Raw genomic sequence first — 24,646 nt, 5'->3', positions numbered from 1 at the left:
AAATGAATGCTCAAATTCAAAAAGTAGTTCTTAATTTGCCGGCAACTGCTGACTTTGTTGATATTGTAAGATTAAATTTATACGGTATTGCCGCGAAAATGGGATTCTCTTATGAGGATATTGAAGACATGAAAGTGGCTGTATCGGAAGCCTGTAATAACTCTGTCCTTTATGCATATGGTCATGAGGGGGGAGTCGTGGAAGTAACATTTGAATTTGATGAAGCTTCGTTGTCCATTCGTGTCAAAGATGAAGGGGAGAGCTTTGAACGTGTGGAGGACCCGTCCCGTATCGCATCCTTGCATGACAAGGAGTTGAATGATGCGCAGATAGGCGGATTAGGCTTTTATCTCATGCAGGCGCTTATGGACGATGTCCATATCTTGAATGAGACAGGAAAAGGCACCGAAGTGGTGCTGGTAAAGCGCCTGACCAGAAGTGAGGAAAGAGTATGAATGAAAAGGTAACTCCCCCGGAGTCGATGGATGAAGCCGTTGGTCTAATCTGGGAGTACCAGCAAACAAAAGATAACGAGATTGCTACCGTGCTGATCCGCAAGTATGAGCCGATGGTCAAGATGGCTGCCGGGAAGATCTCCCGTAACCGTCCGGACTTATACGAGGATTTATATCAGACCGGTCAGATGGCTTTGATACGTCTGCTTCAGCAATACGATATCAGCTTGGGTATCCCATTTGAACCGTATGCTATGAAAAGTATGTTGGGACATATGAAAAATTATTTGCGCGACAAATCCTGGTACATCCAGGTTCCTCGCCGTATTAAGGAAAAGGGTGCGCTTGTTCAACATGCTATTGATGAACTGACCGTTAAATTGGAACGCTCACCCAATGTGGACGAGATTGCGACCTATTTGGATCTTACCGTAGAAGAAACGATTGAGGTGCTTGCTGGCCGTGAATGCTATCACTATGTTTCACTGGACTCGCCTTTATCCCAGGAAGAGAGTGCAGCTACGTTAGGCGAGCTCATTAGTTCGGATGCTAACGATTATGACACTGTGGAAAAACGAATGGATTTGCAGCAGGCTTTAAGCCAACTGAAGGAGCAGGAACAAAAGGTGCTTCTTCTGGCATTTCAGGACGGTCAATCTCAACGTGCGATTGCACAGACGTTGGGCGTATCGCAGATGAGCGTTTCACGTATTCAGAAGCGGGCAACGGAAAAGCTGAAGCAGATTATGTCTAATTCCTCTATTTCATGAGAAGACCGCGGAATTCTTGGCTTAACATATTTGGCGTCACATCGTAAGGACACGTTATTCCGATATGGGAAGCGTGTCCTTTTTATAAAGCAAAAAGGTTGGGAGGAAGGTTGGAATCCATGACAGCATTTGAACAGATTTCTTCCTTTCGCGGAGGATGGGAATGGTGGGACATCAGTGCTGGGAATTGGCAAGATTCGGTCATACAGCACTTGAAGGAGAAGCTCCCAGAAGCCGCAGAATGGCTGGACAAGGTAGAGGACATTCCATCCAGCTTTATATCTGTGCGCTTTCCAGATGGCAATCAACCCTTAATGTACGGGTCGTTGATTTACTCCGTTCAGGAGGAGATCGACAGTCAGCGTAATTGCAACAAGTTTTATTTTCTGGTTCTAAACCAAAAGTTAGTGACGTTAAATCTCGATCAAAATACCCGTGAAATCATGCACACCGCGGAACGCCAAAAAATGCTGGAACAGTGTGAGGATGCAGCTGACGGCATGTTTGTATTGGCGAGAGCCGTGCTTCATTATTTTCATACAGGTATGGATAAGTTCGAGATCAACCTGAGAAGACTGGAAGAGGAGATGGAGAAAAGGAATGCCCGTACGCTGATGGATTCTATATTGAATGCACGTTTCGAGCTGTTGTATTGGAGCAATATGTTCATTCCTTTTTCAGAGCTGGTGACGGCTTCTCGGGAGGCATATCTGGATCAACTGGAGGAGAACCGCTTTTTCAAGCAGTTACTTTACCGTGTTACTCGGATGGAAGGACTTTTCCTGCATTATGAAAAGGAAATCGACACATTGATATCCATTGACGACGCCATTTCCGCATTTAGGGGGAATGAGATTACGAAGACGCTCACCATTGTCACCGCCGTATTTACACCAGCAACCGTAGTGGGCGCTATATGGGGCATGAACTTTGAAAATCTGCCTTGGATTAAAACAGGCTGGGGTTTTACCACCGTGATTATTGCCACATTGCTAAGTATGGCGGGAATGTACGGCTGGCTGATGATGAAGGGGTGGACAGGAGACTTATTGAAGGCTAACAAGCGCAACAAATTGTAGCGGTTGATTACAGCTGTTACAATTTACAAATAAAAAACGATCCATCGTAACTGGAGGCTCTTTGAGGAGTCTGTTACCGGTTACGATGGATCGTTTTTAAATGAGATAGGGACAATTACTTAGTACCTTGGCTCATTTTGATATATCCTAATAATTCGGCGATGAAATCTCCGATGACCGGAAGATTTAATTGCACCAGGAAACTGAGCAACCAAGCGAGCAAGGCGAGTATGACCACTGTACCCAGCGTAAGACCGAGACCACGTGCAATGCCTGCGGTCAGATTGCTCATAATTCTTCTTTTAGTGCTAGAGTAGTTCTCCAGAATATCTTTGAATTCTGCTCTTTCGAGCGTATCTGCTATTTGATCTAAGCGTTTGTTAAGCCGCTTGACCTCATGGCGCAGCTCAAAAGGATGCTCATTTACATCAAAGTCTCTCTCCTGATCATGTGTTTTAACATGATTATGAGTAGAAGAAGTCTGCTTGGATGAAACTTCATCTGGCTGATCTTGAGTCTGTAGGGGATGAAAGGTTCTTTTGTTGTTCGCGGTAAGATCATCTCCATAGGAATTTGGCTTGTTCATTGTCATCCCAGCCTTTCTATCATTTAAAAACAGCCAGCTTCTTGCATGCTGGCTGTTCAGTGTAGGGCTTATTTTTTGCCATCAGAATGTGTAGCTGTTAGGAATTTGCATTCAATTGTTTTTGCGTATCCTTGGCCGCTTGAGCCGTTGCATCCATGACTTCTTTATCCGCTTTGGCTGCTTCATTAGCGACATCTGCAGAAGCTTTGGTTACGCTGGATACGATGTTGTCTTTGCTCTCGGATACCGTTTTGGCTACATCTGCTGTTTTGGTGGAAACGGTTTTGGCCAAATCTGTCGCTTTGCTGCTCACTACAGATGCCACGTCCTTTGTTTTATCGGAGACGACTGTAATTTTATCAGACAGATCACTACGCAAATCACGACCCGGCTTCGGCGCGAACAGCAGGGCTGCGGCAGCACCAATCAAACCTCCAATAAATAAACCTTTTGCAAAACCTGAAGTACTTGCCATATTTTGATTGTCAATGTTACTCATGTTATATCACTCCTCTTATAGAATTAAAGAATAAAAGATATATATAAATGTTAGGTAGCCCTTCTTAATAGCCTGGACGCCAGTCCGAGCAAGAACACGAACAATGCGGTTCCGAGTATGGCTGGAATGACTGCAAAATCTCCGATGACCGGGCCCCAGTCTCCCAATAGCATGACACCTAGCCAAGCTCCTACAAATCCAGCAATCATAGAGCCGGCAATGCCGCCAGGCATTTCATGACCAGCCAGTGCATCGCCAATCAATCCGATAATAATAGCCATTACAATACTTAGTACAATTCCCCACACAAGGATCGCCTCCCTTATCCTAAGTTCACAAAACCATAACGTTTTTGATGAATGCTGAGCTTCGATATTGCTGTGCCTTGCTTACTTCGTATATAAACGTCGTGACCCGGAGTGAAACAAAAAGCCGTCTCGGACATTTACCGGTGGGGGGTGGAAGGAAGCTGCATGCGCGCTTGCCAATAGATCACAGGAACGGTAAACACCAGCCAAATTATACCTGCAATATAGCCACCCACAATATCTGTAGGAAAGTGAACGCCTAGATATACGCGGCTTAATCCAATCAAAAGAATCAGTAGTACACCCAGAGCGCACGGAAGAAAGAGCGAACGCCCACGAATCTTTCGTTCTATGGCCCAAATGGCAAATATCATTCCGAAAAATCCCATGGAAATCATCGCATGACCGCTGGGAAAACTATAACCCCCGGCTTCAACCAAATGTTGAAGTGACGGGCGTTCCCGTTGCAAAATTTCCTTAATGAGCGTATTTAGCACCCACATTGCCGTAAAGCTGCTTAGGATCGCAAAGGAATAAGCTTTTGAACGAAGGCTGACCCAACACAAGGTAGCAGCACCGAGGGCGATGATCAACGACATGCGGAGTGAACCTAAAGATGTAATGAATATAGCGATGGTTAGCAGTTGGTAACGAGCAGCTGCTGTGTCTGGAAAAACGGCATCCTGTATGCGTTCATCCCAATATAGAAAAGGAGCTGTGCCAATCCACTTCACAGAGTAGGCGATGAGAAGCAACACAGCGATCATGATAATAGATGCATACAGACTACGACGCAAATAGCTTGGTAGGAACCGGGATGGTTGGGGTTCATGGGATAGCATATGTAATAAATCTCCTCCTTATGGCTGTAATAGATTTAATTTTTCGTACTATTAACTTAACTAATAATGAACTTAAGAGCAAAACCCGACGGCGACGACAGGCTGATTGAGGCATATAAGCCCGGGGTAAAGGGATCGTATCACAGCGTTTGTAATGCCAGGGCCGGAAGTGGAATAGTCATCACGAAGCAAAGCTGCTTTACGGAACTGTAATCCATGGAGGTGTTAAGGATGATTAAAATAGTGACATCGGCAGAAAGACATACCTCAAATAAAGGGTGGATTCATAGTGAGTTTAGCTTTTCGTTTGCCGATTATGAAGATCCGAGCAATGCCCATTTTGGCTGTATGCTAGCCCATAATGATAACGAGCTTGAACCGCAACAAGGCTTCAAAAGACATCCGCATCACGATTTGGAAATCGTCACCTACGTGATTGAAGGCCAATTGCATCATAGCGACAGCTTAGGACATGAGCAGGATTTGAAAAGCGGCTCGATCCAAGTTCTGAGTGCAGGCACCGGAATTGAACATGAAGAGCGAAATACTGGGGATGAAAGACCGGTTCGTTTTTTGCAAATGTGGTTTTTACCCGAGAGTCCTGGCATTCAGCCTTCTTATCAGGTGCAAAGATTCAAGCACAGTGAACGTCTAAATCGGCTTCAGCCTGTTGTGTCTGGTTCAGAAGTGGAGGGGGCGTTATCCATCGCGCAGGATATAAATCTGTATCTGAGCAGATTGGAAAAAGGACAGCAGCTTGAATATCCGCAGCAAGAGGAGCGCCGCACCCACATCTATGTAGTTAACGGTCATGTGGAAGTTACGTGCCAGGATGGGGATTTTCAGTTAGGGCCTGGCGATGCCGCGCGAATTCAAAAAAACTGTAACTTAAAGATACGAGCAACAGGCAATGAGGATATATCTGAATTGGTGTTTGCGGATTTGCCTTGAAGCATCCTTGAGTGAGTGAAAAAGTGTATGGAAATGCATATATGCAATCGAAAAAATAAAGCTCGTATCCCACGTTGCACGTCTGTTGAGACGAGCGGGAATACGAGCTTTATTTACGCTGACAGGGGCACTATCATGAAGGCTGTTGTTCATGATGATAGGTTGTAATACAGCTAAGCTGTATTCCTATAAGCTAATTCAGGAGGACTTACGCAATCTACCCAGTTCAGAAACAATAGCTTCAACCTCTGAAATGCTCAGGTTAGGCTTGCTTATCACCATATCATAGACATCATGGATGTCCTCGTATTGCTCCAGCGAGAAAGCGGATGCCTGCATAGCAGCACCACTCGCCATACGGAGCTTGGTTTTAATACCCTCAATCATATACTCAATGTTGGCATGAGACGGTACAGACAAATCCATCGTTAATTTTCCATCCTTTCATAACAGGGGAAGTTGCCTGTATTGTATCATGTTTTTGTTGTAGAATGTACTGAAAGTCAGATTACTGATATACAACCGAATCAAGGAGGATGGACAAAGTTGTCTTTGTATAATCGAGCTTCCGCACCCGGTCGCTCGTCCTTAGAACATAATGTAAAGAAAACAGATCGAGATGGACTCGCGCCGTTTTTCCGAGAAATTCATCATCAGCATGCTATAGATAAGTTGACTTTTGTTTGCATCGGTACAGATCGCTCATCAGGTGATTCACTCGGGCCACTGGTAGGCACCATGCTCAAGGAGCAAGGCTTTCCGCACGTGATTGGCACAATGACGGAGCCCTGTGATGCAGATCATCTGGTTTCATACTTGGAGTGCATTCCCCAAGATCATCATGTGATCGCCATAGATGCTTGTCTTGGACAGCACGGCTCAACGGGAATGTTTCTTATTGCGCGTGAACCGCTAACTCCTGCGCGATCGGTGGGGCTGTCTCTGCCGTCTGTTGGTCATTATAGTGTTGCAGCGATTGTGAATGAGCGCAGTCCCAAACCCTATTGGACACTCCAAATGACGTCGCTTCACTTGGTCATGACCATGGCTGCGCATATTGCTAATGCGGCGGCTTATGAATTTGGTTTAAAAACAGCTTTGCAAGATTTTCCAGAGGGTTACCGTTTCAGATATTGATGGTCTGCTTAATAATATACATCAGCATGTTCTACTCACTAATATATTCAGATCCAATAGATTATATACAGAGAAGGAAGGGTTCCACATGGAAAAGGTATTATGCGAAGGAACGACGATCTGCTATGCCGAACAGGGAAAAGGAGATCCGATCATTCTATTGCACGGATTTTGCGGAAGCTCTTCCTACTGGGATGAGGTTGTTCCCTTGCTATCCCCAAGCTATCGTTGTATTGTTCCAGACTTACGTGGACACGGACGCAGCGATGCTCCACTAGGAGCCTATACTATTGATCAAATGGCAGATGATGTGCTTAAACTTCAAGAACAATTGGACATTCCTCAGGCTGCTTGGTTTGGTCACTCCCTAGGAGGCTATCTTGCCCTTTCGGCAGTGCAGAGACATTCAGAGCGCCTGACAGCCTTTGGACTGATTCATTCCACAGCATATGCAGATACGGATGAAGGTAAAGAAAAGCGGAATAAGGCTGTATCCACCATCCAAACGGAGGGGATTACGACCTTTGTAGATGGACTCGTACCGGGACTGTTTGCTCCTGATCATGTGAAGTCAATGTCCAGCCAATTACTTAAAGTCAAAGAAATTGGCTACAAAACACCACCACAAGGAGCCGTCGGAGCATCACTGGCTATGCGCGAGCGTACTGATCGGCGGGATGTGTTGTCGGCTTCTGCATTGCCAGCCCTTTTAGTAGCGGGTGAGCAGGATCAGGCGGTTCCTCCAGCGCGGACGTTTACAACAGATCGGGCCGGAGTAACTCAGGTTAGCCTACCGGAAGTAGGTCACATGAGCTTGTTCGAGGCACCGGAGTTATTAGCGAACACCATCTTGACATTTTTAGAGCAAAACTTGAAAAAGTAGACTAAGGTAAGCCCAAAAACCGGAACAATTCTGATGTGATAATTAGAAGGTTCCGGTTTTTGGGTAGTCAATTATTTTTAGGTGTGTAAGGTGTCTAATTTATATTGCTTTTGTTAAAGGCAAACGCTGTCGGCAAACCGTCAATACTCTCCAGATTTTTCTCATAGGCATATTTTTTAAGTGCTTCTTCTCCCATCTGAATCGAGACTTCCTTCAGCTTTTCCCGTTCGCTCGTGTATGTCATAAAGGGAACCGCAAAACCACATGAATTCTGCACCATATGAACGTCCACAACAATGATTTGTCTTGCACCGGGAAGCGGGTTGAAGAGAGGGTACAGTTCATTCCATTGCTTAGTATCGGGCAGTGCGACGGTACCAGTACCATAGAGCTTTAGTACACTGGGAGCGCCCTCAAATGCACAAAACATGATTGTTACCCGTCCGTTCTCGATAATGTGGGCGCTTGTCTCGTTGCCGCTTCCCGCCAAGTCGAGATAGGCTACCCTTTGGTCCGATAGAATACGAAAGGAATCATATCCCTTGGGGGAAAGGTTAACGTGCCCTGTCTTGGATAGCGGTGCTGATCCTACAAAGAAAATGTGCTGCCGCTGTATAAACTCTTGATGTTCCGGTAATATCGAGCTAAATTGTTTACCCAAACTCCATCATCCTTTCTCACAAAAATATTCATATAAATTTTGTTTCTAAAGAAAATAATTACTATGAATTATTTTATGGAATGTTTAAATATACTGATTATTTTTTTGTTTCGTATGAAACAAAAATATCACAACACTAATGAAGAAGCAATATTGATTAAAAAAAACCGTCATTCGCTAGTCAAATGATCTGCTACAAAGTGCTGTACCGTAGGAATTCACTGCCATACGTGAGCATTCTGACTTCCTGATCATGGATGTTATTAACTGAGGGTGAAGGTTATAAGTGGTATTTCTGCATGGTAGGGCATTTGGCTTTTAGACAAGGATGTCTTACAATCAGAAGACAGAGTTTCTGGTTGTCTAGGCATCGGGATGAAAGGAAGGGAACGGCTTGCTTAGAAAAGATTATTTGCTTAGTATGATGGAAGAATTGACATCCGCAGTAGCATCGGTGCTCGGTCTAAGGCGTGAAAATAAACATGTTGAAGCGCTAAAACAGTTAGATGATCTGCTCAACAAGCAGTTTCGTCTTCGTTCAGATCTGCTCAGACGATTGCCGCCGGAACAAATTATTGAGCTTTTCCGATTGGGCCCTGGAATTGAAGCAGACAAGATCCAGCAGGTGGCTCGCATTTTAGAGGAAGAAGCCGTGATTTACCTGGAAACCAGTAGAACAGACGAGGGCATACGAATCTTGATGAAATCTCTTCATTTATATTTGTACAGCGATTTGAATGGCGCGACTCGTAATCTGCAGGTCCTGCCTGAACGAATAGCGTGTATTGTGAAATTGGTGCATGAATATGAGCTTCCCCCTGAAACCAGCAAGCTGTTGGCTTTTCATTACGAGCGGGAAAACAGGCTGGACGAAGCCGCCGATGTCTGGTTTGGATTGGCATGGGAGCAGCCAGAGCTGCTAGCGGAAGCGGAGACGTTTTATAGTCAATTACTGGATAAGACCAATGCAGAGCTGGAGCTGGGTGGAATTTCACGCCAGGAAGTCACCGAGGGTTTGACCGAGATCACCCAATTACATGAAAGAAAGTGAGATGTACCTTTTGGATTCACTGCGCGAACTTATATACCAATTGACCACGGGAGGATCCCTCATAACAGCGACGCTGAGTCAGCTTCGCAAACGGGAGGATGCTTCTTTTACTAAAGTGCAAATCAAACCTGTAGAATTGAAAAATAAGCTGCATTACCAGTTTGCTTTTCATTATAGCAACAAAGTCATTCATGAAAATCTGACCCCTGACGAAGCTAATGAGCGTATGACTGCCTTGTTTGAGGACACGTTCCGCCAAGGACTTCTATGCGCCAAGGATGCAGACTACCAAGTGCTGATCAGTAAAAAATATAAAGTATCCATTCTGACAAAGTCACCGAGCAAAAGTAAAGCCGACCTGTCTCATAATCGCAAAAAGCAATATGTGCTCGAAGAAGGGGAGCGAATTCCTTTCCTGATTGAGCTTGGGATTATGAATGAGGATGGTAAGGTACTGGCCCGCAAGTATGATAAGTTTCGTCAAATTAACCGGTTTCTCGAAATGGTGCAGGATGTATTGCCCAGCCTTCCGGTAGGCCGCCCATTGACGATTGTAGATTTTGGCTGTGGCAAATCGTATTTGACCTTTGCTCTGTATCACTATTTGGCTGTACAGCAAAAGCGACCATTGCAGATCGTTGGTTTGGACTTGAAGGCAGATGTCATTGAAACCTGTAATGTTCTGGCTCAAAAGCTGCAATATCGACAGTTGGAGTTTTTGGTCGGTGATATCGCAGACTATAACGAACTGGAACAGGTGGATATGGTCGTTACCTTGCACGCTTGTGATACAGCAACAGATGCGGCGCTGGAAAAGGCCGTCCGCTGGGGAGCATCCGTTATTTTGTCGGTTCCGTGTTGCCAGCATGAGCTGTTCAGCCAACTAGAAAATCCAGTATTGGAGCCTTTGCTTTCCCACGGTATTTTAAAGGAGCGTTTTTCTGCACTGGCAACGGATGGAATCCGGGCCAAACTGCTGGATATGATGGGATATCGGACACAGCTATTGGAATTTATCGACATGGAGCATACACCTAAAAATATTCTGATTCGTGCCGTCAAAGGGCAGGCGGGAGAACAATCCGTTTTGTGGCGTGAATACACAGCATTTCGGGATTTTATTCATGCTGATCCTTATTTGGAACGCGCTTGTGCGGATTTGCTTCCCGAAGGAGCGGGGAAGAAGCAGACACATAGCTAACAATATAGTAAAAGTGGAGCCACTGCGGGGTGGCTCCACTTTTTTGTAGTTTACAGTTCATGGTTGCAGTACGCCAATATCTATCCGCCATAGGCGCTTCTAAAAGCGGTGCACAAGACATCGCGATCCACCTTCCACAATGCCGCGAGCTCCTCGCTGACATCTTCGTCCCACCAGTCGCATAGTAGTTTGCGATTACTATGGTTTTCCGCAATCCAGATAAGGTGTCCGACGACCTTGCGGCAGTATAGCTCCTCGCCCTGCTTGACCAGATCAGGAGCAATGTGAACAGGCAGACGTTTGCAGGTTCGATACAACTCTTTGGTACATGCGCGGCGGATACCACGAGCCGTGGGTAAACGGGATTGTGAATTGTCATGTTTGGGGAATTTGCCGGGAGGCATATTGTACCCCCTCCTCTCTCTCCCAACTTATGCGGGCAGAGGAGCCGGGGTCACTGACCTCCCTATTTGGTCGAAGTGGCGACTTGTTCTGCCGCTGTGATACACTAATGAAAATAGAGAAACAGGCAGGGAGTGGGAAGAGAATTGGACCAAATATCTAGTATCATTAATTATTTGTTTGAGATCATTCGTAGTCTTGGGTATTTTGGTATTATGCTAGGCTTGATGGTTGAGGTCATTCCAAGCGAAATTGTCCTCGCTTATGGTGGCTTTTTAGTATCCTCGGGTCATATTAATTTTTTTGGCGCAGTCGTTTTTGGAACGATTGGCGGGGTTCTGGCCCAGTTGTTCATTTACTGGATTGGACGCTATGGCGGCAGACCGGTATTAGATAAGTACGGGAAATACATACTTATCAAAAAAAGTCATGTCGACCATGCTGAAGCCTGGTTTAACAAATACGGCACAGGGGTCATTTTCACAGCTCGCTTTATTCCTGTTGTGCGTCATGCCATCTCAATCCCTGCCGGGTTGGCTCGAATGAACGTATGGCGCTTTATTATTTTGACAACGCTAGCGATTATACCTTGGTCTGTTTTGTTTATATATTTAGGTATGCTGCTAGGAGACAAGTGGGAGCAAATTGACGAAGTGGCAGCACCTTACATCAAACCGATTTTGCTGGTTGCCCTTGCGCTCTTGATCATTTATTTTGTTATCAAATGGATTTTGTCCAAAAACAAAAAAGGAAGTGTATAACATGAGCCGTACTAATGTATCGCAATACTTCGGAAAGGGCTTAAGCCCTGAACAGTTTATGGAGGGCATGGAAAAGAACAAAGAAGCCTTCCGCTCTGGGTACGATCAGTTTGTGTGGAATCGCGAAGAGGATCGAGAGTATTTTGAAAGCCTGAACCATCGGGATGATCTGCGCGTGCTTATTTTGGCTGCCGAATGGTGTGGGGATGTGGTACGCAATGTGCCAGTTGTGTTCCGTGCCCTGGAGAATAGCGGGATTCCGACCGAAGTATTAATTTTGGAAAACCATCAGGCGCTGATGGATGACTTCCTGACAATGGGCGGACGTGCTGTACCGATTGTGATTTTTGCGGATACAGGAGGTCACGTACTTGGCCACTGGGGACCACGCCCTGCACATGTCCAACAAATTATGATCGAATTCAAACGTGAAAATCCAGATCGGGAAGCCGATGATTATCAAGAAAAAATCGCAGTTGCTCGTAAAGAAATGGCTGAAAAATATGGGGAGGGAACCGAGGTCCATCCTGTGATTGTTCAGGAATTACGTGAGCTGATCTCGGGATTTTAACTTATGGTGCTATCTATTCGCAGCTTTAATCTCGGTCCACTTCAGACGAACGCTTATTTGCTTCAAGGGGATGATCCACAGCGCGCCATTATTATTGATCCAGGAATGAATCCGGGTCCTTTGCTGAGGGCGATTGAGTCTCTGACTATTGAAGCTATCCTGCTGACCCATGCCCATTTTGACCATATTGGAGGGGTGGAGGAGATTCGCAATGCCAAAGGATGTCCGGTGTATTTGCACGCCTTGGAGCAAGACTGGCTCACATCTCCTAAGCTGAATGGCTCCTTGATGTGGCCAGAGGCATCTCCACCAATCTCAACCGGTCCTGCCGAATATGATTTGGCGGAAGGTCAACAATTGAACCTGATCGGGCACACGTTCAAGGTGTTCCATACACCGGGCCATTCACCCGGAAGTGTCAGCTTTTTGTGTGGCAAAGATCTTTTTTCCGGGGATGTGCTATTCCGTCAGGGCGTTGGACGCACGGATCTGACGGGTGGCCGGGAACGGGATCTATACGATTCTATTCAAAACAAATTGTTCCCGCTCGGAGATGACGTTACAGTCTATTCCGGTCACGGTCCCAAAACGTCCATCGGTTATGAGAAAGCTAATAATCCGTATATCCGGTAAATGTGATGAACCTTTCAGGAGGGGCAAAATCAAAGGTGTGACAGGTTTTGCCCCAATTCGACAACAAATTATAAATTATGTATAGACAAAGGTTTTTATTTTTGTTAACATGAATTTATTAAAGTTACATACTAAACTCGCGAAGCACGCAAGCTGTGGATGAATCCCGGTTTGCGTTCTTTTTTTTGCCCATTAAGAGGATAAAGAGGCATGAGGCCGTCAGATCACAAGGGGGAGCAAGAATGAAAAGAAAACATATATATGGGGTACAACGTGAGATTGGAGGTAGTTTCCGTGTTCCCAATATAATAGATATTGAAGATTCTGTGGTAGGTTCCGAACCGAAGATCATAACTTGGAAAAAGGTGAGACGACGGGGCGGAATCCCTTCACAAAACTGGCATGTGAGACTGAATGAACACAGGTTGGGACGTGGAGACGGTCGATTATGAAGATACATAGATGATATAGACAAGCTACTTTTTTTTTAGTAGACTTAGCAGATAAGTTCAGACAAACGGGGGGGCTAACGATGCATCATTTAGGAGCTAGAATTATGATCGTCGCGGATGCTTTTGAGCAGAATCTTCCTGTGGGCGAACATGGTTATATCATTGCTTACGACCGTAATGCGGACAATGCTTTTGACTATGTCATTCGCGTACCGAAGGTGAACCGCAATTTTTTTGTACCATCCGGGGACATCGAGCTGGAGGAGAGTATTCTCAAGCTAGAAGCCGAGCGGATTGAGCGTGAAGCGCTGATAGATTATGCCCTTGCTACTCATAATGAGCAACTGTTCAAGCATGTAATGAACGGTGGTCTTGATTCGGTAGAGACTGAAGAAGAAGAAACCGCGGCAGAGTTGTTGTCACAGGCTGATTTTATCAGACAAGTCAATTTGCGTGCTTGGATATAGGGGTCGGCTACTGCCGACTCTTTTTAAAAATATATAAAGGGCACAATCTCAGCTCTTATAGTTATCTCGAAAGAGCACCGAGAGGTGCTTTTTTTATATTCTTTTAGCAACATTTCCCTCATTGATGTACAGTTTGCTTCTGTACCGCGCCAAAGATTGAATTGTAAAGGGTTCTATCCTATAATTAAAAACGTTATTTCAAAGTTCGGTGCAGCATTTTTTAATATCAGGATTTTGCAAAATTCGATTCCAGTCGCTTATTGGACTTTTTGCAAAATCCCCATATACATGAGGAGGTTTTTGTATGAACATTTCCACGGAAGATGTCCGTCACGTAGCCAAGCTGTCTAGGTTGAATCTGACCGCGGCTGAAGAAGAAACGATGACAGGACAATTAAACGCCATTCTCCATTATGCGGAGAAGCTGAATGAGCTGGATACGGAGCAGGTAAAACCGACCACTCATGTGCTGCACGTCAGCAATGTCATGCGAGACGACGAAGTTCGTGAAAGTTTGACACATGAGCAAGTGATGCGCAATGCACCTGAAGAAGAAGACGGACAGTTTAAGGTTCCTGCTGTTCTGGAATAGATCTCATATTTGAAAGGAGGATGCAAATTGAGCTTGTTCAATAACACATTGCCCGAGATACATAACAAGCTGCATCAAAAGGAAATTTCCGTGAGTGATCTGGTGGGACACGCTCTGGAGACAATTGGTGCGCGGGAAGACAAGATCAGAGCTTATATTACCGTTGACGAGGAACAGGCCCGTGCATCCGCACGTCAGCTGGATGATCAGCTGATTTCCGGAGAGGAAAGAGGATTGTTGTTTGGTCTGCCGGTTGGTATTAAGGATAATATTGTGACAGAAGGGCTGCGTACAACATGTGGCAGTCAGTTTTTGAAAAATTTTGATCCTGTTTACGATGCCACAGTTGTTAGCAAGTTGCGCGCAGCGCAAACTGTGACACTCGGTAAAATGAACATGGACGAATTCGCCATGGGCGGCTCTAACGAGAACTCCAGCTTTTTCCCTGCACGTAACCCTTGGGATTTAGAACGTGTTCCCGGCGGTTCCAGTGGCGGCTCGGCTGCGGCTGTTGCAGCGGGTGAGGCTTATTTCACGCTCGGTTCGGATACAGGTGGTTCCATTCGCCAGCCCGCTTCTTACTGCGGTGTAGTTGGCCTGAAACCAACCTATGGTCTAGTATCCCGTTTTGGACTGGTGGCTTTTGCCTCCTCTTTAGACCAAATTGGACCTATTACTAAAAATGTTCAGGATTCGGCCTATGTCCTACAAGCTATTGCAGGTTATGACCAAAAGGACTCCACTTCTGCAAAGGTAGACATTCCTGATTATTTGAACGCTTTAACCGGGGATGTAAAAGGACTTCGTATCGCTGTGCCTAAAGAGTATCTTGGTGAGGGCGTCGATCCTCAGGTCAAGGAAAAGGTGCTCGACGCACTGAAAACGCTGGAAGGATTGGGCGCAGTATGGGAAGAAGTGTCTCTCCCTCACACAGAATATGCGGTAGCTACATATTACCTGCTGGCTTCATCCGAAGCGTCGTCCAATCTGGCCCGTTTTGACGGCGTGCGCTATGGTGTGCGTTCTGACAATCCGGATAACCTGCTTGATCTTTACCATCAGTCCCGTACGCAGGGTTTTGGTCCCGAGGTGAAGCGTCGGATTATGCTGGGTACCTATGCACTCAGCTCCGGGTACTACGATGCTTATTATTTGAAAGCTCAAAAAGTGCGCACACTGATTAAACAGGATTTTGATCGTGTGTTTGAACAATATGATGTGATTATCGGACCTACTGCACCGACAACTGCTTTCAAAATCGGCTCACAAGTGGATGATCCATTGACAATGTATTTGAACGACATTTTGACGATTCCGGTGAGCTTGGCTGGCGTGCCAGCCATCAGCATTCCTTGTGGTCTTGCAGATGGAATGCCAGTCGGACTACAAATTATCGGAAAAGCCTTTGACGAGTCTTCCGTGCTACGCGTAGCTCATGCTTTTGAACAAAATACCGAATTTCACAAGCAGCGTCCGCAGCTGTAATTTGCTAAAAAGGAGGTAACCTATTCATGTCTACAACTACATCCAAATATGAGACGGTCATCGGACTTGAAGTGCACGTGGAATTGCATACGAAGTCTAAAATATTTTGTGGATGCTCGACATCCTTCGGAGCACCACCCAACTCTCATACATGTCCGGTCTGTCTCGGTCATCCAGGGGTGCTGCCGGTATTGAACCGTCAGGCCGTTGATTATGCAATGAAAGCAGCAATGGCGCTGAATTGCACCATTGCTGATGTGAGCAAGTTTGACCGTAAGAACTATTTTTACCCCGATTCACCTAAGGCTTATCAAATCTCACAATACGATCAACCCATTGGCGAAAATGGCTGGATTGATATTGAAGTGAATGGTGAGACAAAGCGTATCGGTATTACCCGACTGCATCTGGAAGAGGACGCAGGGAAATTAACACATGTTGATGGTGGTTACGCATCTTTGGTCGATTTTAATCGGGTCGGCACACCATTGGTCGAGATCGTTTCGGAGCCGGAAATATCTTCGCCGGAAGAAGCCAAGGCCTATCTGGAAAAAATACGTGCCATTATGCAGTATTGTGACGTATCCGATGTGAAGATGGAGGAAGGATCACTTCGCTGCGACGCGAATATCAGTCTTCGTCCGCATGGACAAAAAGAGCTGGGAACTAAAGCGGAACTGAAAAACATGAACTCCTTCCGTGGCGTACAGCGCGGACTGGAATATGAGCAGTTCCGGCAGGAGCAGACGCTGGACGAAGGCGGAACGATAGTACAGGAGACACGTCGTTGGGATGAGGCGCAAGGTAAAACCTTATCCATGCGTGGTAAGGAACAGGCCCATGACTATCGTTATTTCCCAGACCCGGATCTGGTTACACTGCATATAGATGAGGAATGGAAAGAACGCATCCGTGCTTCGATTCCTGAATTGCCTGACCAGCGTAAAGCACGCTACACTTCGGAATATGGACTACCTGAGTATGATGCGCAGGTGATTACGTCCTCCAAGCCATTGGCCGATTTGTTCGAGGATAGCCTTCAATTCACCAAGGATGCCAAGGCAGTATCCAACTGGATTATGGGGGATCTACTCGGCTATTTGAACAGTGCCGGTGTAGAGCTGTCGCAGGTTAAATTGACCGGTCGGGGCTTGGGCGAAATGATCGGACTGCTGGAGAAGGGAACGATCAATAGCAAAATCGCCAAAACGGTCTTCAAGGAAATGCTGGAAAGTGATAAACTGCCACAGCAAATTGTTGAAGAAAAAGGGCTTGTACAGATCAGTGATGAGGGTGCAATCCTGACCATTGTCGAACAAGTTGTAGCAGCTAACCCGCAATCGGTCGAAGATTACAAAGCCGGCAAGCAAAAGGCCATCGGCTTCCTAGTCGGTCAAGTGATGAAGGAGAGCAAGGGAAAGGCAAACCCTGGCCTTGCTAATAAGTTGCTGACGGAAGTGCTGAACCGCTAATGGCATAGATTTGACAGGGGGCTTGTCTTTTAGGGACAGGCCCCTTTTGCATAGACGCTGAGAACGATTGGCGCGAACAAACTTTAAAATCCTGATGGCATTTTATGAGTTTCCTTGGGAGGGAAAACAGCATGGTTACCCTATGTTCATTGGAAGATGATGATATCGTCAGTCAGATATGGCGTCTACAGCACGTTGCCTATAGGCTGGAAGCTGAGCTGATTGGGTTTGATGAGATTCCTCCACTGATGGATACATTGGATACGCTGCGAAGCTGTGGAGAGTCTTTTTATGGGTGGCTGGAGGAAGGTGAATTGCTAGGGGCACTGGCTGTGCAGTCTGAGTCGCCCGCTTCGCTTACCCTTACACGTATGATGGTTCACCCAGATCATTTTCGAAAAGGTATTGCAGACTCTTTAATGAAGCATGTTTTGAATGAATATCAAAATATCCCGTTGTTTATCGTCTCTACAGGAACTTTAAATACTCCTGCGGTGACATTGTATCGAAAACATGGCTTTCGCCCCGTATCTGCGGCGGAGGTCGCCCCAGGCGTGGAATTAACCACCTATCATCTGCATAAGTTGGAATAGCATTGAGATATCATTAAATTGGCATTAAAAATGCACATAAGCCCACAAACCGCGCACCCGGAGTGGGAAGTACGACATAACCGGGAGGAGTGACTTGAATGAATAATCCGTGGATTATAGACGATTCACATATCATTTTACGGCTTTTGCTGTCCATGCTTCTCGGTGGATTCATTGGCTTTGAACGCGAACGTTCCAATCACGCAGCTGGTTTGAGGACTCATATTATGGTCAGTCTTGGTTCGACGCTGATTATGCTACTCTCCATTTACGGCTTTGCCGATTTTATTAAAGAAGCTAATGTACGCATAGATCCCGCTCGTTTGGCTACGGCTGTAATCACTGGCGTAGGCTTTTTGGGTGCAGGGACGATTATGTTCACAGGTAAATCCATTACCGGACTAACGACTGCGGCTTCCATTTGGGTCGTGGCTGCCATTGGTCTTGGGGTCGGAGCAGGCTTTTATTTCCCGTCTATAGCGGCGACAGTGCTCGTATTTTTAAATTTATGGGTATTTAACAAAGTCGAACTTCGGTATATGCGTGGACGCAAGCGTCATCTTATTACATTGTACGGATTGTCGTCTCACGGATTGCTGGAGCAGATTTCGACTTATTTAGAGCAAGAAAAAGTGGAAATACGTAAAATAATGATTAAAGAACATGAAAATGTCCCATTTCACGAATTACATCCAGATCGGCAGAGTATGGAGGTTTCCCTAGAGGTGCTGTCCCGTCATGATTTTAATCCCGTACGTATTGCCGCTGATTTACGACAATGGGAAGACATAGCTGCAGTCTCTGTTGAGTAATATCCTACCTTTTTTTAACAGTTACTCTTAAATACGATTGGGGTACTATGTAAGCATTGAAGTATTTTTCAGCGGAGCCACGCATGGGATTCAAAGGGGAGGATGGCATGAACTCGGAACAACCGTTACCGTCTGGAGAGGCTGGGCAGCTACAAGCGCCGGAACAGCGGGAACAACCCAGACAGGGGAAGCGTCTAAAATACGCTAAATTTCGCAAAGTGATTGCCATTATCATGGCCGCATTGTTACCCGGACTGGGACATCTTTTTTTAGGGCTGTTTATTAGGGGGCTTAGTTTTATTGTGTTGCTCCTGCTAGATATTTTTGCGATGCTGTATGTTTCTTCTGATGGCTTGAGGATTAACATCCCATTACTTATTTTGCTTGGATTGTTCATACCCGTTTTATATTTTTATAATGTATATGATGTATTACAGTCAGCAGATTACATGGTTCGTTATCGGCGTAAGCCAGATCGTTATGCACGAATGGATGCTAAAGGTCAGCAAAGTAGTCCTTTTTATGCATGGGAGAGAGGCTTTGCTTTTGCTGTGCTGATGGTGGCGGGCGGTGGGCTTATGATTTTGTTTCGCATGAAACCTCGCTGGTTGAGCAATTTCTTTGAGGATTATGGATTCCTGACGCTGGCCATTTTATTAATGATGATCGGTTTATCCCTTTTTCTAAGGGAAGCCTTTCTGTCCTTTAAGCGTAAAAAGTTGAAAGAAAGAGGGTGAAGCTGGCGTGCACCGTAAAATAAGAGTCGGTCGCTACACCTCTTCGCTTCTGTTGATGGCTGTAGGCATTTTGCTTATTGTAGATGTGTTTCAAAATACTGAATATATGCTTCAGCTCCTCGTTTGGTGGCCCGTAATCTTCGTGCTTTGGGGACTGGAATATCTGATTTTTTTTGCTGTGTACTATCGGAAAGAAGGCAAGTCTGACAACGGAAGACGATTCAGACCTGACCTAAAGGGGATTCTGTCCGCTTTGGTAGTGGCAGCCTCGGTTTTTATCGTGACCCAGCAAAATCATTATATGTATCTGTGGAACCGGGTTAGTCTCAATCTGACATCAGCCTCTATGGATTTTAGTCAGGCTAAAGAGAATCGGTATGATATGGGTGGTGTACTGGTACCTGTAACTATGCAGACGTCCGATTTAGTAGTTGATTCGGTTAATGGTGATGTAACACTGATCAGACGGCCTGTGTCCAATATAGAGGTACGTGGGACTCTATGGGTGGATCAAGCGCCTGCTGCCGAAGCGGACAAGATTGCTCAAGCTTCTTCACTGACTTCTACCGACGGCAAGACCATCCAGATTCGTCCGGAGGCACAGTCATACGGAGCTTCAAGCAAACGTCAGCCCCGTGTGAACATGCTGATCACCGTGCCAGAGGACCGGCGGTTCAATGTGCAGATTAGAACCTCCAACGGGAATATTACCCTGAATGGAGTTGATGCTATTGATAGCATTCGGCTCGAGAGCGGTAATGGAAATCTCACCGTTAATGACGCTATCGGCAATGTCAAGGGAGGCACGCTGAACGGTCAGGTTAAATTGCATCGGATTTCTGGAGATGTAGATGTGCGCACGAACCGTGGCAATATGCAGGCGGGAGATATTGAAGGAGCTGTGACACTACACACTATGGTAGGTGATATTCAGCTCGCTCGCTCGGAAGGAGACATCACCGTAGATACTCAGAATGGTGACATGAATGTGCTGAATTCTACAGCCAAGCTGAATGCCAATTCGCTTAATGGCTCTATCAAAGTGCATAGCGAGCAGGTGGGCGGAGATTGGAAAATATACAGTGCTGTCGGTGATATCGTATTGGATCTTCCGTCGAATGGAGATTTTCAGTTAGAGGGTTCAAGCAGTTATGGTAATCTTCAATCCGATTTTCCATTTAAAATAGATAGTAAAAGTATTTCAGGCCAGAATGGGACAGGCAAGTATGCGATCAACGTAGAGGGTAACAGCAATTTAACCATTAAAAAGTTACTGATGCCGTCGTTACCCGACTTGGATGATTCCGGGGGTACGCCTGCGCCCGATACATCTGAAAGCTCTCTGGCTGAAACCGGAGCGCCTGAGTCAGATACCTCTATAGGGACATCCGGCGACAATACGGCGCGTTGACAAGAAACTTGAGTAGACCGTACAATGTGAGTAGGTTTAGAAGTAAGTTGTAAATAGATGCGTGGTAATTGATAGGATCGTAAGTAAGGGATAAGGCGGTGGACATATATGGCGGCACGCGTCCAGCATGCTTTGGAACTTCTGAAGAAGACAGGTGTACGCATAACACCCCAGCGTCATGCCATATTAAACTATTTGATGGAAACCATGGGGCATCCGACTGCAGATGAAATATATCGAGCGCTTGAGTCCAAGTTTCCAAGTATGAGTGTGGCTACGGTTTATAATAACTTAAAGATGTTTATAGAAGCGGGTATGGTACATGAGTTGACCTATGGAGATAACGCCAGTCGTTATGATGCCAATATTTCGGAGCACTATCACATCATTTGCGAAAAATGCGGAAAAATTGAAGATTTCAGTTATCCCTATTTGGCTGATGTGGAACGCCATGCCGCGTTGGAAACAGGCTTCGAGGTGCATGGACATCGAATGGAGTTACACGGAGTATGCAAAGCTTGTAGTAACAAACAAACGTAACGAAACAAGGAATAGAAGTTTTTTGTGCGGTATGTATATATTGTAATGGATTGGAAACGTGAGGAATTCCCCATAAGCGGGGATTTACCGCGTTTTTTTATTTAAATCACTTTATTTTTGTAATTCAAAGTTCATACAATGGAGGTTCAATATTGGTCAGAAATCATTCCAGACGCCGCCGTAAACGTTCACGATTCAAAGGAGCGGCAAGCCTGCTATTATTTGCAGCGATTATATGCGTAATTACTGTCGTATGGTTTGGTAATCCCCTTCACGAGAAACCCGATTGGCAGGGCAGTGTCCGTCCTATTTTTATGCAGGGCAAGTTGACTGGGTATGAAGCTCAAAGCTCGGGCAAGAACATGCTGATGCCGTTTAAATTGGTGCAAAGTCAAATTGATCCTACGGTTCGCTATGAGGATGATAGCCAAACCGTCATTATGGCGACGAGACAAAGCCTGCTCTATATGAAGGTTTCGAAGGCACAAGGGGAATTGAATGGTAAGACATATGCGCTTAGCGTAGCCCCTCAGGTGATCAGTGGAGAGGTATATATCCCGATAGAGGCTGTACGTGAAGTATACGGCATTTCTATACACGAAGACCCTGTAACTGGTGCTGTCATCCTAATGAAAGCTGGAGAGAAGGTCAGGCTGGGGAGTGTAGAAAAGAAGGATGGCCCACAGGATGCTAGAATTGCCTTACGTAAAGAAGCCTCTAGCCTATCTTTCATTTTGACAGATATATCTCAGCGGACGAAGGTGCGTATTTGGTCCAAACAAGGAGATTGGTATTTTGTTCAATTAGACAATGGCTATGCGGGATACATTAAGTCAGACCATATCGCTGAAGGAGAAGAGCTTGTGACCCCTTCGGCTAAGGACGATTTGTCCATCTCGGAAAAACATTGGGAGGGTAGGCCAGTTAACCTCGCTTGGGAAGCTGTCTATAATCGCAAGCCCGATCCTTCCAAGTTTGATCCTATGCCTGGAGTAAATGTGGTGAGTCCTACGTGGTTCAGTGTTGTCGATCATGAGGGCACTGTAGAAAGCAAGGCGGATCCTGCCTATGTCAGCTGGGCACATCGCAAGGGGATGGAGGTTTGGGGCTTGTTGAGCAACAGCTTTAATCCCGAATTAACAACTGAAGCATTGTCTACCTTTGAACGTCGAAAGTCGATTATAGATCAGATGATTTCATTTGCTCTAGAAAATGATCTGGATGGTATTAATATTGACTTTGAAAATGTTCATACGAAGGATGGCCCCAATGTCACCCAATTTTTGCGGGAACTTAAACCGATGGCTCGGGAACATGATTTAATACTGTCCATTGATGTTACGCCTAAATCTCAAAGTGAGATGTGGTCAGCTTTTTTGGATCGAAAATCATTGGGCACCATCACAGATTACCTCATGGTAATGGCGTATGATGAGCATTGGGCTGCTAGTCCAAAGGCTGGTTCTGTCGCCTCGCTACCATGGACGGAAGCGTCAATTAAGCGAATTATTCAGGAAGATGAAGTGCCGCCTCAAAAAGTGATTTTAGGTATTCCGTTATACACTCGCGTGTGGTCCGAGACTCCCAAAGAAGGGAAGATCAAGGTTACCTCCAAATCACTTGGTATGGAGTCAGCAGCCGATATTATAGCCGAATTTAAGTTGAAGCCCAAGTTTAGAGCTTCCGAAGGTCAAAATTATGTCGAGTATACAGAAGATGGCGTGGTCAAAAAGATTTGGCTAGAGGATCAGGTATCTCTGAAGGCAAGAGTAGAACTTGCCAAATCGCTGAAGCTCGGAGGAATTGGGGCGTGGAATCGAACCTTTGCAGATGAAAACGCTTGGGTAACACTGAAAAAAATAAGTGAATAAGATAAAAATTTATACAATTGAAGAAGGAAGTTTCTTATTTATGTAGAAATGATCACATGTATCCAAATATCCAATTTGCGGTCATAGCCGCCTTGCAGGTATGGAGGGAGAAGTGCAGCTAACCAAATTAAACCTAATGTATGATGAATTGTTGCAGGAAGATTCAATAGGTATTATTTCGTACAGAAACCCGGGAGAGTATTTTCACGGTTCGATGTTGTATGACTTTGATGAACTCATTCTAATTATTGGAGAAGGCACCAAGCCAGTTCGTTCTATTCAACACTTATTTATGAATGGATTAAGATGCCAAGTGTTGTACGCAACGCTCAGTTGTCTGAAGGAATGGATTATCGCTGGTGAACAAGCCAACATTATAGATTATGTGCTAGAAGGTCGTATTGTCTGGGAACGGGATGAGAGGGTCCGTCTTTTAAGACAGGAAATTGTTGATTTTAACGATCCACTGCGGGAGCAGAAGCGATTTCATGAGTTCTCCCGCTTTCTGGTCAATTACGTTCATGGCAAAAGAGCGGTGCGAGAAGGGCGGATCATTGAAGCTTATCAAAGTGTTCTGAAAGCATTGGATCATTGGGCATCTATTGAACTCATTGAACGGGGGATTTATCCAAAGATTCACTTATGGGTTCAGGTACAGCCTCTAGATCGAACGATTGACAAACTGTATAACGAACTCACATTAAGTACAGAAACCTTGGAACAACGGGTTGAACTAGTATTGCTTGCTTGTGAATTTTCAGTTATGTCAAAAATGGAGGAGTGCTCATCTCCGCTATTCCGTATATTAGGCAGCAGACGGGAACCCTGGTCTATAAATGAACTTATTAACCATCCAGACCTAAAGAATCTTCAAATGGATCTTACCGTCGTGCTCCGTAAACTGGTATATCGTTCACTTATTAGAGAAACAGCTGCCGGGGATTTTAGGGATCGTGGGCAAAATCGTGAACTGCGTTACTCCCTTATTTGATGTGCAGGGTTGATTTGTCAGGAAGAAAGGTTGTTAAATCGACTTTTCTTCCTTTTTTTGTACGTGATTTAGTGTTTATAGATAGTTACAAAATATAAATTATTAATTTAGGTTGACGAGTATATAAAATATGTGCTAAGTTATAACTCGCCCCATTAAGCAGCATGAATAATTTAGAACTGTTTAAAGCAGGATAAACGTGTTGCTTCAAGCGAAAAAATAAATTTTCAAAAAAAAAGCTTGACGAAAAATGAGGTTATGTGTTACATTATTTAAGTCGCCGCTGAGACGCGGTGGTGAAACAAAGTGAGACATTATGCAAGTTTGATCTTTGAAAACTGAACAACGAGTGAGTAAAACGATTTTGTTCGCAAAATCAAACAAGAGATATTTTATCTCGTCAGTTTCAACATGAGCTTATCGCTCTTTCTAT

At 45.2% G+C, this 24,646-nt stretch carries 30 protein-coding genes; 23 read left to right on the top strand and 7 right to left on the bottom strand.

Features of this window, described 5'->3' with window-relative positions:
• The first annotated feature begins 2 nt into the window (after positions 1-2).
• From rsbW to ACL9RM_RS16290, 3 genes are all read left to right on the top strand, one after another.
• Positions 3-455: an anti-sigma B factor RsbW gene (rsbW, locus tag ACL9RM_RS16300; RefSeq protein ID WP_061831463.1), complete on the top strand. Its 453-nt coding sequence runs from the start codon at positions 3-5 to the stop codon at positions 453-455.
• The gene (locus ACL9RM_RS16295; protein WP_013311929.1) at positions 452-1,225 is read left to right on the top strand and encodes a sigma-70 family RNA polymerase sigma factor; all 774 of its coding nucleotides are present in this window, start codon (positions 452-454) and stop codon (positions 1,223-1,225) included. Before rsbW ends, ACL9RM_RS16295 begins: the two co-directional genes overlap by 4 nt.
• Positions 1,226-1,344: 119 nt before the next feature.
• Complete coding sequence (locus tag ACL9RM_RS16290; protein ID WP_061831462.1) at positions 1,345-2,304, top strand: magnesium transporter CorA family protein; 960 nt, start codon at positions 1,345-1,347, stop codon at positions 2,302-2,304.
• Positions 2,305-2,419: 115 nt separating this feature from the next.
• Here ACL9RM_RS16290 and ACL9RM_RS16285 read toward each other — a convergent pair whose 3' ends face one another.
• The 4 genes from ACL9RM_RS16285 to ACL9RM_RS16270 all read right to left on the bottom strand — a co-directional run bounded on the left by ACL9RM_RS16285 (position 2,420) and on the right by ACL9RM_RS16270 (position 4,539).
• Positions 2,420-2,896, bottom strand: a complete 477-nt coding sequence (locus tag ACL9RM_RS16285) for a DUF5665 domain-containing protein (RefSeq protein ID WP_250260433.1) — start codon at positions 2,894-2,896, stop codon at positions 2,420-2,422.
• A gap of 91 nt (positions 2,897-2,987) precedes the next feature.
• Positions 2,988-3,389: a YtxH domain-containing protein gene (locus ACL9RM_RS16280; RefSeq protein ID WP_023990268.1), complete on the bottom strand. Its 402-nt coding sequence runs from the start codon at positions 3,387-3,389 to the stop codon at positions 2,988-2,990.
• A 50-nt stretch (positions 3,390-3,439) separates the two neighbouring features.
• The gene (locus tag ACL9RM_RS16275) at positions 3,440-3,697 is read right to left on the bottom strand and encodes a GlsB/YeaQ/YmgE family stress response membrane protein (RefSeq protein ID WP_069011991.1); all 258 of its coding nucleotides are present in this window, start codon (positions 3,695-3,697) and stop codon (positions 3,440-3,442) included.
• A 137-nt stretch (positions 3,698-3,834) separates the two neighbouring features.
• Positions 3,835-4,539: a phosphatase PAP2 family protein gene (locus ACL9RM_RS16270; protein ID WP_250260434.1), complete on the bottom strand. Its 705-nt coding sequence runs from the start codon at positions 4,537-4,539 to the stop codon at positions 3,835-3,837.
• Positions 4,540-4,770: 231 nt separating this feature from the next.
• Here ACL9RM_RS16270 and ACL9RM_RS16265 point away from each other — a divergent pair, with 231 nt between their 5' ends.
• Positions 4,771-5,490 (top strand): pirin family protein, encoded by a 720-nt coding sequence (locus ACL9RM_RS16265; protein ID WP_250266671.1) that lies wholly within the window; start codon positions 4,771-4,773, stop codon positions 5,488-5,490.
• Positions 5,491-5,688: 198 nt separating this feature from the next.
• Here the strand turns inward: ACL9RM_RS16265 and ACL9RM_RS16260 are convergent, their stop codons facing one another.
• Positions 5,689-5,916, bottom strand: coding sequence for a DUF1128 domain-containing protein (locus ACL9RM_RS16260; protein ID WP_013373034.1), 228 nt, complete (start codon positions 5,914-5,916; stop codon positions 5,689-5,691).
• Positions 5,917-6,036: 120 nt separating this feature from the next.
• Between ACL9RM_RS16260 and yyaC the strand changes: the two genes are divergently transcribed.
• Together yyaC and ACL9RM_RS16250 are read left to right on the top strand one after the other, a co-directional pair.
• A complete protein-coding gene (gene yyaC / locus ACL9RM_RS16255) occupies positions 6,037-6,627 on the top strand; it encodes a spore protease YyaC (protein WP_250266670.1) in 591 nt (196 codons plus the stop codon).
• An 88-nt stretch (positions 6,628-6,715) separates the two neighbouring features.
• The gene (locus ACL9RM_RS16250; protein WP_250266669.1) at positions 6,716-7,510 is read left to right on the top strand and encodes an alpha/beta fold hydrolase; all 795 of its coding nucleotides are present in this window, start codon (positions 6,716-6,718) and stop codon (positions 7,508-7,510) included.
• Between the two features lie 94 nt (positions 7,511-7,604).
• Here ACL9RM_RS16250 and ACL9RM_RS16245 read toward each other — a convergent pair whose 3' ends face one another.
• Positions 7,605-8,171, bottom strand: coding sequence for a pyridoxamine 5'-phosphate oxidase family protein (locus tag ACL9RM_RS16245; RefSeq protein WP_061831457.1), 567 nt, complete (start codon positions 8,169-8,171; stop codon positions 7,605-7,607).
• Positions 8,172-8,565: 394 nt separating this feature from the next.
• Between ACL9RM_RS16245 and ACL9RM_RS16240 the strand changes: the two genes are divergently transcribed.
• Complete coding sequence (locus ACL9RM_RS16240) at positions 8,566-9,222, top strand: DUF6483 family protein (RefSeq protein WP_250266668.1); 657 nt, start codon at positions 8,566-8,568, stop codon at positions 9,220-9,222.
• Positions 9,209-10,423, top strand: coding sequence for a class I SAM-dependent methyltransferase (locus ACL9RM_RS16235; RefSeq protein WP_025721769.1), 1,215 nt, complete (start codon positions 9,209-9,211; stop codon positions 10,421-10,423). Before ACL9RM_RS16240 ends, ACL9RM_RS16235 begins: the two co-directional genes overlap by 14 nt.
• Positions 10,424-10,503: 80 nt before the next feature.
• Here the strand turns inward: ACL9RM_RS16235 and ACL9RM_RS16230 are convergent, their stop codons facing one another.
• Positions 10,504-10,827, bottom strand: a complete 324-nt coding sequence (locus ACL9RM_RS16230) for a hypothetical protein (protein ID WP_013311916.1) — start codon at positions 10,825-10,827, stop codon at positions 10,504-10,506.
• Positions 10,828-10,971: 144 nt separating this feature from the next.
• Between ACL9RM_RS16230 and ACL9RM_RS16225 the strand changes: the two genes are divergently transcribed.
• The 15 genes from ACL9RM_RS16225 to ACL9RM_RS16155 all read left to right on the top strand — a co-directional run bounded on the left by ACL9RM_RS16225 (position 10,972) and on the right by ACL9RM_RS16155 (position 24,213).
• Complete coding sequence (locus ACL9RM_RS16225; RefSeq protein ID WP_069290373.1) at positions 10,972-11,586, top strand: DedA family protein; 615 nt, start codon at positions 10,972-10,974, stop codon at positions 11,584-11,586.
• 1 nt (position 11,587) lies between these two features.
• Positions 11,588-12,157 carry a thioredoxin family protein gene (locus tag ACL9RM_RS16220; RefSeq protein WP_250266667.1) on the top strand — a complete coding sequence of 190 codons (570 nt, stop codon included), beginning with the start codon at positions 11,588-11,590 and terminating at the stop codon, positions 12,155-12,157.
• Between the two features lie 3 nt (positions 12,158-12,160).
• Entirely contained in the window at positions 12,161-12,790 is a 630-nt protein-coding gene (locus tag ACL9RM_RS16215) for an MBL fold metallo-hydrolase (protein ID WP_061831454.1), read from the top strand.
• 242 nt (positions 12,791-13,032) lie between these two features.
• Positions 13,033-13,242: a hypothetical protein gene (locus ACL9RM_RS16210; protein WP_250266666.1), complete on the top strand. Its 210-nt coding sequence runs from the start codon at positions 13,033-13,035 to the stop codon at positions 13,240-13,242.
• An 80-nt stretch (positions 13,243-13,322) separates the two neighbouring features.
• Positions 13,323-13,709, top strand: coding sequence for a hypothetical protein (locus ACL9RM_RS16205; protein WP_061831452.1), 387 nt, complete (start codon positions 13,323-13,325; stop codon positions 13,707-13,709).
• A gap of 304 nt (positions 13,710-14,013) precedes the next feature.
• Positions 14,014-14,301, top strand: a complete 288-nt coding sequence (gatC, locus tag ACL9RM_RS16200) for an Asp-tRNA(Asn)/Glu-tRNA(Gln) amidotransferase subunit GatC (protein ID WP_013311910.1) — start codon at positions 14,014-14,016, stop codon at positions 14,299-14,301.
• 27 nt (positions 14,302-14,328) lie between these two features.
• Entirely contained in the window at positions 14,329-15,786 is a 1,458-nt protein-coding gene (gene gatA, locus ACL9RM_RS16195) for an Asp-tRNA(Asn)/Glu-tRNA(Gln) amidotransferase subunit GatA (protein ID WP_023990257.1), read from the top strand.
• Positions 15,787-15,812: 26 nt separating this feature from the next.
• Positions 15,813-17,258: an Asp-tRNA(Asn)/Glu-tRNA(Gln) amidotransferase subunit GatB gene (gene gatB, locus ACL9RM_RS16190; RefSeq protein ID WP_013311908.1), complete on the top strand. Its 1,446-nt coding sequence runs from the start codon at positions 15,813-15,815 to the stop codon at positions 17,256-17,258.
• Positions 17,259-17,389: 131 nt separating this feature from the next.
• Positions 17,390-17,851 carry a GNAT family N-acetyltransferase gene (locus ACL9RM_RS16185; protein ID WP_250266665.1) on the top strand — a complete coding sequence of 154 codons (462 nt, stop codon included), beginning with the start codon at positions 17,390-17,392 and terminating at the stop codon, positions 17,849-17,851.
• A gap of 98 nt (positions 17,852-17,949) precedes the next feature.
• Positions 17,950-18,663 (top strand): MgtC/SapB family protein, encoded by a 714-nt coding sequence (locus tag ACL9RM_RS16180; RefSeq protein WP_023990255.1) that lies wholly within the window; start codon positions 17,950-17,952, stop codon positions 18,661-18,663.
• Between the two features lie 83 nt (positions 18,664-18,746).
• Positions 18,747-19,400, top strand: coding sequence for a hypothetical protein (locus ACL9RM_RS16175; RefSeq protein WP_069290370.1), 654 nt, complete (start codon positions 18,747-18,749; stop codon positions 19,398-19,400).
• A gap of 7 nt (positions 19,401-19,407) precedes the next feature.
• The gene (locus ACL9RM_RS16170) at positions 19,408-20,811 is read left to right on the top strand and encodes a DUF4097 family beta strand repeat-containing protein (protein ID WP_250266664.1); all 1,404 of its coding nucleotides are present in this window, start codon (positions 19,408-19,410) and stop codon (positions 20,809-20,811) included.
• Positions 20,812-20,919: 108 nt separating this feature from the next.
• On the top strand, positions 20,920-21,351 hold the full coding sequence (locus ACL9RM_RS16165; protein ID WP_013311903.1) for a Fur family transcriptional regulator: 432 nt from the start codon (positions 20,920-20,922) through the stop codon (positions 21,349-21,351).
• Between the two features lie 152 nt (positions 21,352-21,503).
• Positions 21,504-23,222 carry a glycosyl hydrolase family 18 protein gene (locus ACL9RM_RS16160; protein ID WP_250266663.1) on the top strand — a complete coding sequence of 573 codons (1,719 nt, stop codon included), beginning with the start codon at positions 21,504-21,506 and terminating at the stop codon, positions 23,220-23,222.
• Between the two features lie 136 nt (positions 23,223-23,358).
• Entirely contained in the window at positions 23,359-24,213 is an 855-nt protein-coding gene (locus tag ACL9RM_RS16155; RefSeq protein ID WP_250266662.1) for a nucleotidyltransferase-like protein, read from the top strand.
• The last annotated feature ends 433 nt before the right edge of the window (positions 24,214-24,646 follow it).

It is taken from the genome of Paenibacillus sp. S29 (genome assembly GCF_049319765.1).
GTDB classification, from domain to species: Bacteria; Bacillota; Bacilli; order Paenibacillales; family Paenibacillaceae; genus Paenibacillus; species Paenibacillus polymyxa_B.
The sequence above is the reverse complement of the archived record's forward strand: the minus strand, read 5'-3'. Positions and strand labels throughout refer to the sequence as shown.

Coding starts and splice junctions, on each gene's coding strand:
- ACL9RM_RS16250 (WP_250266669.1), top strand. CDS start 6,716: ATGGAAAAGGTATTATGCGAAGGAACGACGATCTGCTATGCCGAACAG.
- ACL9RM_RS16220 (WP_250266667.1), top strand. CDS start 11,588: ATGAGCCGTACTAATGTATCGCAATACTTCGGAAAGGGCTTAAGCCCT.
- ACL9RM_RS16165 (WP_013311903.1), top strand. CDS start 20,920: ATGGCGGCACGCGTCCAGCATGCTTTGGAACTTCTGAAGAAGACAGGT.
- ACL9RM_RS16260 (WP_013373034.1), bottom strand. CDS start 5,916: ATGGATTTGTCTGTACCGTCTCATGCCAACATTGAGTATATGATTGAG.
- ACL9RM_RS16295 (WP_013311929.1), top strand. CDS start 452: ATGAATGAAAAGGTAACTCCCCCGGAGTCGATGGATGAAGCCGTTGGT.
- ACL9RM_RS16155 (WP_250266662.1), top strand. CDS start 23,359: ATGTATGATGAATTGTTGCAGGAAGATTCAATAGGTATTATTTCGTAC.
- ACL9RM_RS16230 (WP_013311916.1), bottom strand. CDS start 10,827: ATGCCTCCCGGCAAATTCCCCAAACATGACAATTCACAATCCCGTTTA.
- ACL9RM_RS16280 (WP_023990268.1), bottom strand. CDS start 3,389: ATGAGTAACATTGACAATCAAAATATGGCAAGTACTTCAGGTTTTGCA.
- ACL9RM_RS16265 (WP_250266671.1), top strand. CDS start 4,771: ATGATTAAAATAGTGACATCGGCAGAAAGACATACCTCAAATAAAGGG.
- ACL9RM_RS16215 (WP_061831454.1), top strand. CDS start 12,161: ATGGTGCTATCTATTCGCAGCTTTAATCTCGGTCCACTTCAGACGAAC.
- ACL9RM_RS16285 (WP_250260433.1), bottom strand. CDS start 2,896: ATGACAATGAACAAGCCAAATTCCTATGGAGATGATCTTACCGCGAAC.
- ACL9RM_RS16210 (WP_250266666.1), top strand. CDS start 13,033: ATGAAAAGAAAACATATATATGGGGTACAACGTGAGATTGGAGGTAGT.
- ACL9RM_RS16175 (WP_069290370.1), top strand. CDS start 18,747: ATGGGATTCAAAGGGGAGGATGGCATGAACTCGGAACAACCGTTACCG.
- ACL9RM_RS16290 (WP_061831462.1), top strand. CDS start 1,345: ATGACAGCATTTGAACAGATTTCTTCCTTTCGCGGAGGATGGGAATGG.
- ACL9RM_RS16235 (WP_025721769.1), top strand. CDS start 9,209: ATGAAAGAAAGTGAGATGTACCTTTTGGATTCACTGCGCGAACTTATA.
- ACL9RM_RS16270 (WP_250260434.1), bottom strand. CDS start 4,539: ATGCTATCCCATGAACCCCAACCATCCCGGTTCCTACCAAGCTATTTG.
- gatB (WP_013311908.1), top strand. CDS start 15,813: ATGTCTACAACTACATCCAAATATGAGACGGTCATCGGACTTGAAGTG.
- ACL9RM_RS16205 (WP_061831452.1), top strand. CDS start 13,323: ATGCATCATTTAGGAGCTAGAATTATGATCGTCGCGGATGCTTTTGAG.
- rsbW (WP_061831463.1), top strand. CDS start 3: ATGAATGCTCAAATTCAAAAAGTAGTTCTTAATTTGCCGGCAACTGCT.
- ACL9RM_RS16185 (WP_250266665.1), top strand. CDS start 17,390: ATGGTTACCCTATGTTCATTGGAAGATGATGATATCGTCAGTCAGATA.
- ACL9RM_RS16180 (WP_023990255.1), top strand. CDS start 17,950: ATGAATAATCCGTGGATTATAGACGATTCACATATCATTTTACGGCTT.
- gatC (WP_013311910.1), top strand. CDS start 14,014: ATGAACATTTCCACGGAAGATGTCCGTCACGTAGCCAAGCTGTCTAGG.